Below are 14,079 nucleotides of genomic sequence, written 5' to 3' on the forward strand. Positions count from 1 at the left end.
AGCGATATTCATACCCCGTGGGAGACGAAAATGGCGATACAGAAACAGATGGATGCCAGCGAATGGGCAATGCTGGTGGCACTTTCGCTGCTCTGGGGCGGATCGTTCTTTTTCATCGGTGTCGCGGTCAAGGAGCTGCCGCCTGTCACCATCGTCACGCTGCGGGTCAGTCTTGCGGCCATGGCGCTGCTGGTTGTCTGCCGCATCATGGGTCTTCGCCTGCCACGGGAATGGGCGGTGTGGCGCGCCTTTTTCGGCATGGGCCTGCTCAACAACATCATCCCCTTCTGCCTGATCGTCTGGGGCCAGACCCAGATCGCCAGCGGGCTCGCCTCGATCCTCAATGCCACGACACCGCTCTTCACCGTCATCGTCGCCCATTTTCTGACCGCCGACGAGAAGATGACCGGCAACAAGCTCGCCGGCGTGCTGATCGGTTTTGTCGGCGTGGCGACCATGATCGGACCGGCGGCCTTTGGCGGCTCATCCGGTCTCTGGGGCCAGATCGCCATTCTCGGCGCGGCCATCTCCTATTCCTTCGCCGGCATATTCGGCCGCCGTTTCAAGGCCATGGGCGTACCGCCGCTGATGACCGCCACCGGCCAGATATCCTCTTCGACGCTGATGCTCATCCCTGCGGCCTTCTTCATCGACAAGCCGTGGATGCTCGCCATGCCAAGCCTTGGAACCTGGGGGGCGCTGATCGGCATCGCGCTATTGTCCACCGCGCTCGCCTATCTGATCTTCTTTCGCATTCTCGCCAGCGCCGGCGCCACCAATCTCGCGCTCGTCACCTTCCTCATCCCCGTCAGCGCCATTTTGCTCGGTTCGCTGCTTCTCGGTGAGCAACTGGAATTCAAGCATTTCGCCGGCATGGCGATGATTGCCGCAGGACTGGCTGCCATCGATGGCAGATTGCCAGCCAAGCTCCGAAGCATGCTGCGCAACGCGCCCGCTTGACAGGGACACGGGGCAAAAGCATTCTGCGCCCATGATCGCAACGACACAGTACATCACCCGTCGCCATACCATGACCGGCCGTTCGGCAGGGAAAGGTATGTCGTCGCGTTAAGCGATCCATTTCCACCCTGCCAGCTAGAGCAGGGTTCGGACACCTGCTCCGCACACGCCCAAGGAGACAGGTATGCAGAATGCGAAATTTGCCGATAATGAAGATGCTCAGTTCCGGTTGAGCGACATCCGCGTGCGCGCTCCACGTCTGGAGGACGCCGAAGCCTTGACCGAAATGTTCAACCTGCCCGGTGTCCGCCACGGCACGCTGCGGCAACCTTTCCAGTCGGTGGAAAAGACCAGGAAGGCGATGGAAAATCGCGGTCCGAACGATATTGCGATCATCGGCGAATGGCGCGGAAAGATCGTCGCCAATGGCGGACTGTATCGCCGGGCGGGACGGCAGGCCCACATCGCCGATCTGGTAATCAGCGTTCATGACGATTTCGCGGGCAAAGGCGTGGGCTCACATCTTCTTGGAGCGCTGGTCGATACGGCCGACAACTGGCACGATATCCGCCGCATCGAGCTCAACGTCTTTACCGACAATCTCCCGGCAATCCGGCTTTATGAGAAATTCGGTTTCGAACGTGAAGGCACCCTGCGCAACGATGCCTATCGTGACGGAAAATACGTCGACGCCCATGTAATGGCACGGCTTCGATAGGCGCTTTCAGCTTTCAAGGTGATCGGCAAACACTTCCCGAATGGTCCGCCGTGACCATTCGGCCATTTTTTCGTTATGCCCCCGCTCGGCATCCAGCACGATCAACGCCTTCCATAGCGCCCAGCCGCGCCCGCGCTGCCATGTGGCCTCATCCAGATCCAGCGCCCGACGAAAAACATCCCGGCTTTGCGCATCGAGCACATTCCACGCAAGAATGAGATCGGACGATGGATCGCCGATGCCGGAACTGCCGAAATCGATGACGGCCGCCAGCCTCCCGTTCTTCACCAGCAGATTGCCTTCGGCAATATCGCCATGCACCCAGATACCCTGCCCTTGCCATCTACTGGAAAGCGCAAGCTCCCATATCTCCATGGCCAGCGCCTGATCCACCTCATCGGCAAGCCGCGCCGCAGAAGCCCTTGTCTCTCCGTCATAAACCGCAAGCGACCCGCCACGATGGAAATTATGCGCGCCCGCAAGCGGGCCATCGGAAGCATCGATACCGTGCAGGGCTTTCAGGAAGGTGGCGACATCGACAGCGATGGCCGAAAGATCGGTGCTGTCCAGATGCCGGGCGAGAGGTTCGCCTTCAAGCCAGCGATAAACGGACCAAGGGTACGGATAATCCTCTCCCGGTTGCCCCAGCGCCAAAGGCACCGGTATCGGAACCTGCAGCAGCGGCGCAAGCACCGGCAGCCACCGGTGCTCCTTTTCCACCTGCGCCACATAGCGGGCGGCGCTTGGCATACGGATCAGCATGTCATCACCGAGGCGAAAACTGCGATTGTCCCAGCCGCTCAGTTCCACCGGCCGGATGTTGAACGCCGCCCATTGCGGAAACTGGCTGGCGATCAGCGCCCGGGCCTGCTGTGTAGTGACGACGATGCGGTCATCCATGCTGCGTTCTCCGTTTCGGCCGCAAAGCTCTAGCTGTGCAGAACAACACGGCCATGACGGCCCATCAGCCGCCGATCAACGCCAGCCACTCGTCCTCATCCATGGTCTGCACACCCAGTTCCGTCGCCTTGGCCAGCTTGGAACCGGCTCCCGGCCCGGCTACGAGGATATCGGTCTTTTTCGAGACGGAACCGGCCACTTTCGCGCCGAGGCTTTCGGCCCGGGCCTTGGCCTCGTCACGGGTGAATTTTTCCAGCGAGCCGGTGAAAACCACGGTCTTGCCCGCCACCGGGCTGCCTTCAGTCGAGGGCTTTTCAGCCTCCTTCGGCTGCAATTCGCGTATCAGCCGATCGATGACATCGAGATTGCGCGGTTCCTTGTAGAACTCGATGATGGCGCGGGCCACTACCTCGCCGATGCCGTCGATACTGTTGAGTTCGGCCCAGGCGTCGCTTGCCAGGTCCGCCGCCGCCTTCATGCTCTCTTCGAAATGTTCGTAGGTGCCATAGGAGCGCGCCAGAAGTTTCGCCGTCGTCTCGCCCACATGGCGGATACCGAGCGCAAAGATCAGGCGGTGAAGATCGATCTCGCGGCGGGCATCGATGGCGTCGAACAGCTTCTTGACACTGACCTTGCCGAAGCCGTCGATATTTTCGAGCTTGGTCAGATGGGATGCTTCCTGCCGCGCCTTCAGCGTAAAGATGTCAGGCGCGGTCTTGATCGAGAGTGCCGGATCGTCGCTTTCGAAGAAGAAATCGATCTGTTTGGTGCCGAGCCCTTCAATATCGAAGGCATTGCGTGAAACGAAATGTTTGAGATGCTCCACCGCCTGCGCCCTGCAGACGAAACCGCCCGTACAGCGCGTGACCGAATCGAGCTTGCCGGTTTTTTCGTTGCGCTCCCGCACCGCATGGCTATCGCAGACCGGACATTTTTCCGGGAACGGGTATTTCACCGCCTCGGCCGGACGTTTTTCCAACAGCACGTCCAGCACCTGCGGAATGACATCCCCGGCACGCTGCACGATGACCGTGTCGCCGATGCGAATGTCATGATCCTCGGGGCGAATGCGCTCGCCGCTATTGCCGATGCCTTCGATGTAGTCGGCATTGTGCAATGTCGCATTGGTGACGACCACGCCGCCGACGGTGATCGGGGTGAGACGCGCGACCGGCGTCAGCGCACCCGTGCGCCCCACCTGGATTTCGATATTCTCGACCGTGGTGAAAGCCTGCTCGGCCGGAAACTTGTGCGCGGTGGCCCAGCGCGGGCTGCGCGAGCGGAAACCCAGCCGTTCCTGAAGATCGAGCCGGTCGACCTTATAGACCACGCCATCGATATCGTAATCGAGATCAGGCCGCGCGACGCCGATTTCATTATAATGCTCAAGCAATTGCTGGGCGGAGGTGAATCGCTTCATCAACGGATTGACCGGAAAACCCCACTCCCGGAACTTCTCGACAATGCCATATTGCGTATCGGCGATCCGCCCGGGCTGGCCGCCATTCGAGACCTCGCCCAGCGCATAGGCAAAGAAACGCAATTTGCGTCGGGCCGTCACATTGGGGTCGAGCTGGCGCAGCGAACCGGATGCCGTGTTGCGCGGGTTCACATAGGTCTGCTTGCCTTCCGCCTCCATCTGGGCGTTGAGCGCCAGAAAGTCGCTCTTGGCCATATAGACCTCGCCGCGCACTTCCACCACATCGGGAGCATCGGCAGGCAAGGTGTTGGGGATTTCCTTGATGGTCATGATATTGGCGGTGACGTTTTCGCCCGTTGTGCCATCGCCGCGCGTCGCCGCAGTCTTCAGCCGGCCGTTCTCGTAACGGATGGACATGGAAAGCCCGTCAATCTTCGGCTCCGCGGTAAAGACAATCGAATCATCCGGCAGATGCCCGAGAAAGCGATAAACGGAACTCACGAAGTCGCGCAGATCCTCTTCCGAAAACGTATTGTCGAGCGAGAGCATCGGCCGGGCATGCACAATCGGCGCGAAAGTGGGGAGCGGCGCGAAGCCGACTTTCTTTGACGGGCTGTCGGCCCGCACCAGTGCCGGAAAAGCCGCCTCGATGGCATCATTGCGCCGCTTCAGCGCGTCATATTCCGCATCCGAAATCTCCGGCGCATCCTTGCCGTGGTAAAGCGCGTCGTGACGCGCAAGCTCGGCCGCCAGAAATGCAAGCTCGGAAGAGGCTTCGAGTTCGGTGAGGTTTTCGACGGATTTCTGGTCTTTCGACATGGCGGCCTCGTTTCGGAATTACCGAACGCTTTTAGCCGAAATAGAGAACATTAAAAACAGTTTTGCCGCTGGACTCACAGCGCCAAAAGGCAGCCAAGGCGAGCGGTCAGTCCTTGGCGGCCAAGAGGCGCGCGGCCGCAGCCCGTGCCTCGTCCGTCACCGAGGCGCCGGCAAGCATGCGGGCGATTTCTTCGGTGCGGTGGTTCGGCTCCATGGTGGCGACGCGGGTGGCAATGCGCTCGCTGCCGTCACCGGTGGGGCCTTTGGAAATGAGAAGATGCGTCGCCGCCCGCGCCGCCACCTGCGGCGCATGGGTAACCGACAGAACCTGCACCGTCTTCGACAGGCGGCGCAGCCGCTGGCCAATGGCATCCGCCACAGCGCCGCCAACACCCGTATCGATTTCGTCAAACACCAGGGTCGGTGCCGAACCGCGATCCGCCAGCGCCACTTTCAGGGCCAGCAGGAAGCGGGACAATTCGCCGCCCGATGCCACTTTCATGATCGGCCCCGGCCGTGTGCCCGGATTGGTCTGGACGTGGAATTCCACCGTATCGATGCCATCCGCCGTCGCCTGCTCGGGATCGGCGGTCACTTCGACGGTAAACCGCGCCCGCTCCAGTTTCAGCGCCGGAAGCTCGGCCATGACGGCATTCGAAAGCGCATCCGCCGCGTGGCGGCGTTTTTCGGAAAGCGACTGGGCAGCCCGGTCGAAATCGGCTTTCGCGACACCGAGATTAGCCTCGAGCTTGCCGAGTTTTTCTTCACCGGCATCAAGATCGGCGAGATCGGCCACCATTTTTTCGGCGAGCGCCGGCAGGTCAGGCACGGCAACATTGTATTTGCGGCCGGCGGCGCGCAGCGCAAACAGCCGCTCCTCCACCCGCTCCAGCTCACGCGGATCGAACTCCGTGCGGCGCAGAGCCGCCTCCACTTCCATCTGCGCATTGGAAAGGCTGTCGAGCGCGGCATCCAGCAATTGCACGGTGTCTTCCAGCAATCCCGGCGCTTCGTGGCTCTTGCGCTCAAGCCTGCGCATCATCGAGGCGATCATCGGCACGGGCGATGCATTGCCGTTCAGGAACTCGCTGGCTTCGGCGATATCACCGGCGATGCGTTCGGATTTCTGCATCACCGCCCGGCGCTCAGCCAACTCATCCTCTTCGCCATCCCGTGGCGAGAGCGTCTCAAGCTCCTCGACGGAAGAGCGCAGGTAATCCGCCTCACGCGCCGCCGCTTCCACCTTGGCGCGGTGGGTCTTCAGGGCGCGCTCGGCGTCCTTCCAGGTGCGGTAAAGGCCCTGAACGGTGCGGGCCTCATCGCTCAGCCCGGCAAAGGCATCGAGTAGCGTGCGGTGGGCATCGGTATCGACAAGGGCGCGATCATCATGCTGACCGTGGATTTCGACCAGCAATTGCCCGAGCTGGCGCATCATCTGCACGCTGATGGCCTGATCGTTGACATAGGCCTTGGTCCGGCCATCGGCGGATTGGACACGACGGAAAATCAGGTCGCCATCGTCATCGAGGCCGTTTTCGCGCAGGAGCAGCCGTGTGGGGTGATTGTTCGGGACTTCGAAAGTGGCGGTCACCTGCCCCTTGTCCTCGCCATGGCGCACCAGGCCGCCATCGCCGCGGCCACCAAGCGCCAGCGAGAGACTGTCGAGCAGGATGGATTTGCCCGCACCCGTTTCCCCCGTCAACACGGAAAGGCCCGCCTCGAAACCGAGGTCAAGCCTTTCAATCAGGACGATATCGCGAATCGAGAGCTGGACCAGCATGGCCTATGCCCCGTCTCAGGCGCCGATGAGCTTCTTGCCGGCGCGCGAAATCCAGGACCCCTTGTTTTCACGTGGCTCCAACCCGCTGCCCTTCAGCAGCTTGTAGGAATCCGAATACCATTGGCTGTCGGGATAGTTGTTGCCGAGAACGGCGGCCGCGGTCTGCGCCTCGTCCGTCAGACCCATTGCGTAATAGGCCTCCGTCAGACGCGCCAGCGCTTCCTCGATCTGGTTGGTGTTCTGGTACTGCTCGACGACGATGCGGAAACGCGAAACGGCGGCGAGATATTCCTTGCGCTCAAGGTAATAACGGCCGACCTGCATTTCACGGCCGGCGAGCTGGTCGCGGGCGAAACGGATCTTGGCCTGCGCGTCGGCGACATATTCCGAATCGGGATAGTCGTTGACGACCTTGTTCATCGCCTCGACAGTGCGCTGCGCGGCGCGCTGGTCCTGCGTCACGTCGGAAATCTGCTTCGAATAGGCAAGGCCGATCATGTACTGAACGTAAGCGGCATCCTTGGAACGCGGATATTGCCGCAGGAACCGGCTGCCGGTTGTGATCGCCACATCGTTCTTGTTGGTGCGCGTGGCGATGAAGGTCTGCATCACCAGCGCCTTCTGGCCCCATTCGGTAAAGGGATATTGCTTGTCGATCGCCTCGAACTTGCGTGAGGCTTCCGTCATGTTGCCGGCGTTCATGTTGGCAAGGCCCTGCTTGTACAGAACATCCGGCGGATCGGTTTCGACGCCGAGCTTGGTGATGTCGATATCCGGATCGGACTGGCAGGCCGTGACGACGACACTTGCGCCGACCAACATCAACGAAACGGCGATCCCCCGCATCGTACCCTTCATTGCACCAGACCCTACATGCTTCATTCGACAGTTCCCACTTCCCGCGCAAATACATAAGCATCGGCTTTGCACTGGCGTTTCTAGCCATAAAAGCATCCGCAGGGCAACGCAATGATGACGCATTAACGCATTTTTATGGCATCGGCCCATGCAATCGCACGATTATCGGGCGATAATATGCAACTTCCCGCCCCGCCTCGCGAAAAAGCCGCCCCGAAAGGGAGCGGCTTCTCCTGTCAATTGATAGCCTGCAAACAAACTTACGCAGACCAGGGCGCAAATTCCGGCATGTTGACCGCCACGAATTCGCGGGCGCGAACCATCTGGTTGCGGGCAGCCGGCGCTTCGACGATCTCATAGGCCGTGCGGTCGCTCAGCAGAGCCTTCAGCGCATTCGCATTGACCTTGTGGCCGCCGCGATAGGAGCGGTAGCAGCCGATGAACTGCGCGCCGGCAAGCGCCAGGTCGCCCACGGCGTCCAGCGTCTTGTGACGGACGAACTCGTCCTTGGCGTAACGCAGGCCTTCCATGTTGATGACGCTGTTGTCGTCGGAGATGACGACCGAATTCTCAAGCGAGGAACCCAGCGCATAACCGGCGGCCCACAGACGCTCGACATCGCGCATGAAACCGAAGGTGCGGGCGCGCGACAATTCCTTCTTGAAGGTCTCCGCCGTCAGGTCGCCCTTCCAGGACTGTCTGCCGATCAGCGGCGTGTCGAAATCGATATCGACCTCGAAGCGTGTGCCGTCATAGGGACGGAACTCCGCCCAGGAGGCACCCGAATCGATACGCACCGGCTTGGTGACGCGAATATAGCGGCGCTTCGCACCGAGGTTCTTGATGCCGACCGATTCGATCGCCTCGATGAAAGGCGCGGAGCTGCCATCCATGATCGGCACTTCCGGGCCGTCAACCTCAACGATGAGGTTGTCGAGGCCCATGGCGTAGATGGCGGCCATGACGTGCTCGATCGTCGCTACCGACTGGGAAAGCGAACGGCCGAGCACGGTGCACAGATCGGTATTGCCGACATTGGCCGAAACCGCCTTCAACTCGGTAACGCTGCCATTGTCATGAAGGCGGTGGAAGACGATGCCCGTTCCGGCTTCTGCGGGCTGGAAGGTCATCGAGACCGGATTGCCGGAATGCACGCCAATGCCTTTGAGCTGAACAGCATGTGCGATAGTTGTCTGAAATCCGAGCAGTCCGATAGTCATGCGTCTATGCCTTGTTTTGCAAACCGCGCCGCCCTGGGCCAGCGCCGTTCAAGTTTTCAAGCCGGTTTTTAACGACCGGCAAAGTCAATCTTTTCCCTTACCCAGCCTCATACATACGCACATGTACGTGCCACGACAAATCACTGTTCGTTTCGGATTGTTACATGCGCAAGCCGTTGAAAACGCGAATTAATTTAGTGTTAATAACGTAAAATAAACAAAACGCCCGGATCGTGAGATCCGGGCGTTTCGAAGGGTGTATGGAATCGCCTTCAGTTGGACTGGCGGCGCAGGAAGGCCGGGATTTCCAGCTGGTCGTCATCGTGATGGCTGGACGAGGCAGGCGTTGCGCGGCCGTGGTCGTCAAGCTGGCCACGACGCGGTGCGTAGAGGCTTGCTTCCGGCGAAAGCGGGGCGCGGCGCTGCTGCGGTGCCATGCTCGGCGCATCCATCATGTCGGAGGGAACTTCTTCCTCTTCACGGCGGCCAAGCGAGTTGGTGATGCGCTTCAGAAGACCCATCGGGCCACGCTCTTCCTGGGCGGCAGGAGCGGCGTGGGTGCGGTGGTCCAGCTCGGCTTTGACGACCGGCGGGAAGTCTTCGACCTTCGGCATGCGGACCGGCTCAGGCTGGCGGGCAACCGGTGCGGGTTCCTGATAGACAGGAGCCTGCGGCTGCTGCATGCGCGGTGCCGGAGCGGCGACCTGTTCCGGAGCGTGATAGACCGGTGCCTGGGCAACCGGAGCCGGAGCAGCCTGCTGAACCGGCTGGGCCGGACGCAGAACCGGAGCTTCAGCCGGAGAAGACGCGAACAGCTTGCTCTGCGGACGGAAGTCCTGGGCCGGCTGCTGGTGCGCTGCAAAACCAAGTTCACGTTCCATTTCGGCTTCTGCCGAACGGATGGTCTGGGCGATCGGGTCTACGGCCTTCGGTGCCTGCGAGACTGCTGCAGGCTGTACTGCGGCCGGAGCGGGAGCAACGGCCGCGGAAGGACGGATAAGCGGCTTGGCAACGGCAGCTGCGGCGCGCATCTCGGCGATGTTCTGTTCGCCAACGCCCGCAACACGGTCGATGCCGGTAGCAACGACGGAGACGCGGATGAGGCCTTCAAGCGCTTCGTCGAAGGTCGCGCCGAGGATGATGTTGGCATCCGGATCGACTTCTTCGCGGATACGGGTTGCCGCTTCGTCGACTTCGAACAGGGTAAGGTCGCGACCACCGGTGATGGAGATCAGCAGGCCCTGCGCGCCCTTCATCGAGGTTTCGTCGAGCAGCGGGTTGGCGATTGCCGCTTCCGCAGCCTGCATTGCGCGGCCCGGACCGGAAGCCTCGCCGGTGCCCATCATTGCGCGGCCCATTTCACGCATGACCGAGCGGACGTCGGCGAAGTCGAGGTTGATGAGACCTTCCTTCACCATCAGGTCGGTGATGCAGGCAACGCCGGAGTAGAGAACCTGGTCGGCCATGGCGAATGCGTCGGCGAAGGTCGTCTTGTCGTTGGCAATACGGAAGAGGTTCTGGTTCGGAATGACGATCAGCGTATCGACGGACTTCTGCAGTTCCTCGATGCCCTGTTCGGCAAGACGCATGCGGCGGCCGCCTTCGAAGTGGAAAGGCTTGGTGACGACGCCGACCGTGAGGATACCCTTGTTGCGCGCAGCCTGCGCGACGACGGGTGCAGCACCCGTGCCGGTGCCGCCGCCCATGCCGGCGGTGACGAAGCACATGTGGGTGCCGTTCAGGTGATCGATGATCTCGTCGATGCATTCTTCAGCGGCGGCACGGCCAACTTCCGGCTGGGAACCGGCGCCGAGGCCTTCGGTGACGTTGACGCCGAGCTGAATGACCCGGTCTGCCTTCGTCATGGTCAGCGCCTGAGCATCCGTGTTGGCGACGACGAAGTCGACGCCCTGGAGACCGGCCGTGATCATGTTGTTGACAGCGTTACCACCACCGCCGCCGACACCGAAGACGGTGATGCGTGGCTTCAGCTCTGTGATATCAGGCTTCTGCAGCTGTATCGTCATTTTAACATTCCTTCTTTCTCTGGCCGCATCGCCCCGCTGGCCGATTCTTGAAACTCAACTCTGAAACCTCCGGCTTGCGCCACGAGGCTACTCAAAAACTCTCTTTCAGCCATTGCCCCACCCGGGCTATCCGGCCGCTACCCGTACCAAACGGCGAGAACATTCCGCCTTGCGCCGCATGAATTTCGATATCCGCCACCTGCGGATAGATCATCAGTCCGCAGGCGGTTGAAAATGCCGGTCCCTTCGCCGCCACAGGAAGACCGGCCACACCCATGGGTCGGCCGATGCGAACGTTGCGGGCGAGAATGCGCCGTGCCGTTTCCGGCAGCCCCGTCAGCTGGCTTGCGCCGCCGGTCAGGACAACGCGTTTGCCGACGATGGGGCTGAAGCCGGACTTCTGGATACGATCACGGATCAATTCCAGCGTCTCTTCGATACGCGCCCGCACGATGCGGGTTACAAGGGCTCTTGAAACTTGCGATGGTTGATCGCGATCATCTTCGCCAATCGGCGGGATCGAAATCATGTCGCGCTCATCCGCGCCATTCAGCAAAGCCGAACCATGCACCACCTTCAGTCTCTCCGCATCTTCGATTCGTGTCGAGAGGCCTCGTGCAAGATCTGTCGTAACATGATGGCCGCCAAGGCCGATCGCATCGGTGTGGATGAGACGGCCTTCGGCGAAAACCGAGATCGTCGTGGTGCCGCCGCCCATGTCGATGGCCGCGCAGCCGAGTTCAACTTCGTCGTCGACCAAAGCCGCAAGACCGCTGGCATAGGGTGTCGCCACCATGCCTTCGACGGACAGATGCGCACGATTGACGCAAAGCTCGAGGTTCTTCAGCGCCGTGCGTTCGACCGTCACCACATGCATGTCGACGCCGAGAAGGTCGCCATACATCGACAGCGGATCGCGGATGCCGCGTTCGCCATCCAGCGAATAACCCGTCGGCAGCGAATGCAGGATAGCCCGGTCCTGGCGCATGGACTGCTGGCTTGCCGCCACCAGAACCTTGCGCAGGTCGCTTGCTTCCACTTCCTGACCGCCGAGATCGATGCTCGCGGTGTAGATATCGCTCGCCAGCCGTCCGGCCGAAACATTGACGATCAGGCTGTCGACGGTGAGACCCGCCATGCGCTCGGCCGCATCGACTGCAAGGCGGATCACACCTTCCAGCGCGTCGAGATCGGCGATCACGCCGGATTTCACGCCGCGCGAACGCTGGTGACCGATACCGATGATTTCAACCTTGTGGGTGCGACCTGGGAGGATTTCGCTTTCCTGACGCGGCGTCAGCCGGCCGATCATGCACACGACCTTGGTCGAGCCGATGTCGAGCACCGAAACGATGTGGCTGCGCTTGGAAGAAAGCGGCTTCAGGCGAGGCAGGCCGAAATGGGAAGAACCGAAAAAGCTCATGTGTTCTTCTCCGCTTTCTTGAGAGCCTTGGTGCGCGCATCGACGGCAGCCTGGCGGCGTTCGGCAGCGCCTTCGGTCAGTTGAATGGTCGTACGATCGGACAAACGCAGGTCCACCGCTGCGACATCGCGCGACAGGACCTTTTCTTCGAGATCGAGCCGCGCCAGCAATTGCAGTGCCTGCGGCAGGTTTTCTTCCGGCAGCTTGACGACGATGCCGTTGTCGAGATGCAGATCCCAGCGGCGGCCGGCAATGCGCACGTAAGCGCGGACGCGGTTGCGGATTTCCGGCCAGTCGGCCAGCTGCTCGACGAAACCGGCAGCCCCCGTTTCCGCATCACGGCCAACGAAGAGTGGCAGGGAAGCGAATTTATTGTCGCGCAGCGGCGCGATGACGCTGCCGCTCTTTTCGATCAGCGACAGTTCCGAGCCGTGCTGCCAGATGCCGAAGGCCTGACGTTCCTTCAGGCGAACTTCCACCGTCTTCGGATAGACCTTGCGGATATCGACGTCCTCCACCCAGGGAAGCTGGACGAGCTTGCGGCGCGCCGCGTCAATATCGAGTGCGATCAGCGAGGTGCTGCCGTCGAGGCCTAGAAGCTGGAAGACATCGATTTCCGAAGTCTGCAGATTGCCGGAAACCTTCACATCCTCAACCGCAAAACCAGCAGCCGATGTCGTGGTCTGGGTGACGATGTTGGTGTGGCCGCCGAGCGACATGCCGTAAAGCCCGATCACCGCATAAAAAGCGACGGCCGAAAGCGTGCCGGTATGGGCGGGAATGTGAATGCGTCCGGTCGCGAGGCTGACACCGAAACGCACGAAGCGACGCAGCGGACGCGGCAGCACCCTGCGATCGTCGGCATTGGCCGCCGCCGCGTATTGCTCGCGCTTTTTTGCCGTCGACTTTTTGCCGGTCACCGCAAACACGAAGCGTCCTCCACCATCCAGCTGACAAGGTTACCAAAGGAGCGGCCAGCATGGGCCGCCATTTCCGGCACCAGGGAGGTCGGCGTCATGCCCGGCTGCGTATTCACTTCAAGCCAGATAACTTCGCCATCTTCTGAGAAGCGGTCGTCGTAACGAAAGTCTGAACGGCTTACGCCACGGCACCCGATCGCCCGATGCGCCATAACCGCCAGTGTTTGAATTTTTTGGTAAATTTTCGGTGAAATTTCTGCGGGAATGACATGTTTCGAGCCACCGGCAGCGTATTTCGCATCATAATCATAGAAATTGTGACCGAGCGGCACCACTTCGGTGACGCCCAGCGCCTCACCATCCAGCACACCGCAGGTCAGTTCGCGGCCATGAATGTAGCGTTCGACCATGACCTGATCGCCATAACGCCATTCCGACGAGGTGAGGATCTGCGGCGGATGCGACTGGTCTTCCTTGACGATCACGACACCGAAGCTCGAGCCTTCACGCACCGGCTTCACCACATAGGGCGGCGCAAGCGGATGTTCGCTGGTAAAATCGAAGCGGTTCATGACGCGCTCGGCAGCCACCGGAATGCCGGCAGCGGCGGCGACCTTCTTGGCCTGCGCCTTGTCCATGGCAAGTGCGGAAGCCAGCACGCCGGAATGTGTATAGGGAATGGCGAGATATTCGAGGATGCCCTGAATGGTGCCATCTTCGCCAAAGGGACCGTGCAGCGCATTGAAGGCGACATCCGGGCGCAGCTCGTCGAGTACGGCGGCGACATCGCGCCCCACATCGACACGGGTGACCTTGTAGCCCTCACCCTCAAGCGCGAGCGCGCAGGCATTGCCCGACGACAGGCTGACCGGCCGCTCTGACGAAAACCCACCCAAAAGAACAGCTACGTGCTTGCCGCTCATAGAACCCTCTGACACCAACTCTCCGTTACGGACCACGCGCGAACCGACCGAATTAAACGAACGGTGATTCTGGCACATGACCCTTGAGATCAGTTAAACGCCATTAAGGTT

11 protein-coding genes are annotated in these 14,079 nt (G+C 60.9%); 2 read left to right on the top strand and 9 right to left on the bottom strand.

The annotated features are described in order from the left end of the window. The first annotated feature begins 30 nt into the window (after nt 1-30). A complete protein-coding gene (locus QD336_RS07845; RefSeq protein WP_269340691.1) occupies nt 31-960 on the top strand; it encodes a DMT family transporter in 930 nt (309 codons plus the stop codon). Nucleotides 961-1,144: 184 nt separating this feature from the next. Then, on the top strand, nt 1,145-1,678 hold the full coding sequence (locus QD336_RS07850) for a GNAT family N-acetyltransferase (protein WP_499170120.1): 534 nt from the start codon (nt 1,145-1,147) through the stop codon (nt 1,676-1,678). Nucleotides 1,679-1,684: 6 nt separating this feature from the next. On the opposite strand, the gene QD336_RS07855 is transcribed toward QD336_RS07850, so the two are convergent. The 9 genes from QD336_RS07855 to QD336_RS07895 all read right to left on the bottom strand — a co-directional run bounded on the left by QD336_RS07855 (nt 1,685) and on the right by QD336_RS07895 (nt 13,968). Continuing rightward, nucleotides 1,685-2,578, bottom strand: a complete 894-nt coding sequence (locus QD336_RS07855) for an aminoglycoside phosphotransferase family protein (protein ID WP_499170121.1) — start codon at nt 2,576-2,578, stop codon at nt 1,685-1,687. A gap of 64 nt (nt 2,579-2,642) precedes the next feature. Beyond that, on the bottom strand, nt 2,643-4,817 hold the full coding sequence (ligA, locus tag QD336_RS07860) for an NAD-dependent DNA ligase LigA (RefSeq protein ID WP_499170122.1): 2,175 nt from the start codon (nt 4,815-4,817) through the stop codon (nt 2,643-2,645). A 106-nt stretch (nt 4,818-4,923) separates the two neighbouring features. Further along, nucleotides 4,924-6,597 carry a DNA repair protein RecN gene (gene recN, locus QD336_RS07865; protein WP_499170123.1) on the bottom strand — a complete coding sequence of 558 codons (1,674 nt, stop codon included), beginning with the start codon at nt 6,595-6,597 and terminating at the stop codon, nt 4,924-4,926. Nucleotides 6,598-6,612: 15 nt separating this feature from the next. Next, nucleotides 6,613-7,479, bottom strand: coding sequence for an outer membrane protein assembly factor BamD (locus QD336_RS07870; protein WP_269340685.1), 867 nt, complete (start codon nt 7,477-7,479; stop codon nt 6,613-6,615). A gap of 236 nt (nt 7,480-7,715) precedes the next feature. After that, nucleotides 7,716-8,675 carry a UDP-3-O-acyl-N-acetylglucosamine deacetylase gene (lpxC, locus tag QD336_RS07875; RefSeq protein ID WP_269340684.1) on the bottom strand — a complete coding sequence of 320 codons (960 nt, stop codon included), beginning with the start codon at nt 8,673-8,675 and terminating at the stop codon, nt 7,716-7,718. A 272-nt stretch (nt 8,676-8,947) separates the two neighbouring features. Continuing rightward, entirely contained in the window at nt 8,948-10,702 is a 1,755-nt protein-coding gene (gene ftsZ / locus QD336_RS07880) for a cell division protein FtsZ (RefSeq protein WP_499170124.1), read from the bottom strand. A 91-nt stretch (nt 10,703-10,793) separates the two neighbouring features. After that, complete coding sequence (gene ftsA, locus QD336_RS07885; protein ID WP_080856566.1) at nt 10,794-12,125, bottom strand: cell division protein FtsA; 1,332 nt, start codon at nt 12,123-12,125, stop codon at nt 10,794-10,796. Continuing rightward, a complete protein-coding gene (locus tag QD336_RS07890) occupies nt 12,122-13,054 on the bottom strand; it encodes a cell division protein FtsQ/DivIB (RefSeq protein WP_442864851.1) in 933 nt (310 codons plus the stop codon). Before QD336_RS07890 ends, ftsA begins: the two co-directional genes overlap by 4 nt. Beyond that, complete coding sequence (locus QD336_RS07895) at nt 13,042-13,968, bottom strand: D-alanine--D-alanine ligase (protein WP_269340678.1); 927 nt, start codon at nt 13,966-13,968, stop codon at nt 13,042-13,044. The genes QD336_RS07890 and QD336_RS07895 overlap by 13 nt, the downstream gene beginning before the upstream one ends. Between the last annotated feature and the right edge of the window lie 111 nt (nt 13,969-14,079).

The sequence above is a fragment of the Rhizobium sp. BR 250 genome (assembly GCF_047445855.1).
In the GTDB taxonomy this organism is placed as follows: domain Bacteria; phylum Pseudomonadota; class Alphaproteobacteria; order Rhizobiales; family Rhizobiaceae; genus Agrobacterium; species Agrobacterium tumefaciens_I.

What these genes read in the sequence shown, in the direction of transcription:
- QD336_RS07845 (WP_269340691.1), top strand. Translation starts at nt 31, where the DNA reads ATGGCGATACAGAAACAGATGGATGCCAGCGAATGGGCAATGCTGGTG.
- QD336_RS07850 (WP_499170120.1), top strand. Translation starts at nt 1,145, where the DNA reads ATGCAGAATGCGAAATTTGCCGATAATGAAGATGCTCAGTTCCGGTTG.
- QD336_RS07855 (WP_499170121.1), bottom strand. Translation starts at nt 2,578, where the DNA reads ATGGATGACCGCATCGTCGTCACTACACAGCAGGCCCGGGCGCTGATC.
- ligA (WP_499170122.1), bottom strand. Translation starts at nt 4,817, where the DNA reads ATGTCGAAAGACCAGAAATCCGTCGAAAACCTCACCGAACTCGAAGCC.
- recN (WP_499170123.1), bottom strand. Translation starts at nt 6,597, where the DNA reads ATGCTGGTCCAGCTCTCGATTCGCGATATCGTCCTGATTGAAAGGCTT.
- QD336_RS07870 (WP_269340685.1), bottom strand. Translation starts at nt 7,479, where the DNA reads ATGAAGCATGTAGGGTCTGGTGCAATGAAGGGTACGATGCGGGGGATC.
- lpxC (WP_269340684.1), bottom strand. Translation starts at nt 8,675, where the DNA reads ATGACTATCGGACTGCTCGGATTTCAGACAACTATCGCACATGCTGTT.
- ftsZ (WP_499170124.1), bottom strand. Translation starts at nt 10,702, where the DNA reads ATGACGATACAGCTGCAGAAGCCTGATATCACAGAGCTGAAGCCACGC.
- ftsA (WP_080856566.1), bottom strand. Translation starts at nt 12,125, where the DNA reads ATGAGCTTTTTCGGTTCTTCCCATTTCGGCCTGCCTCGCCTGAAGCCG.
- QD336_RS07895 (WP_269340678.1), bottom strand. Translation starts at nt 13,968, where the DNA reads ATGAGCGGCAAGCACGTAGCTGTTCTTTTGGGTGGGTTTTCGTCAGAG.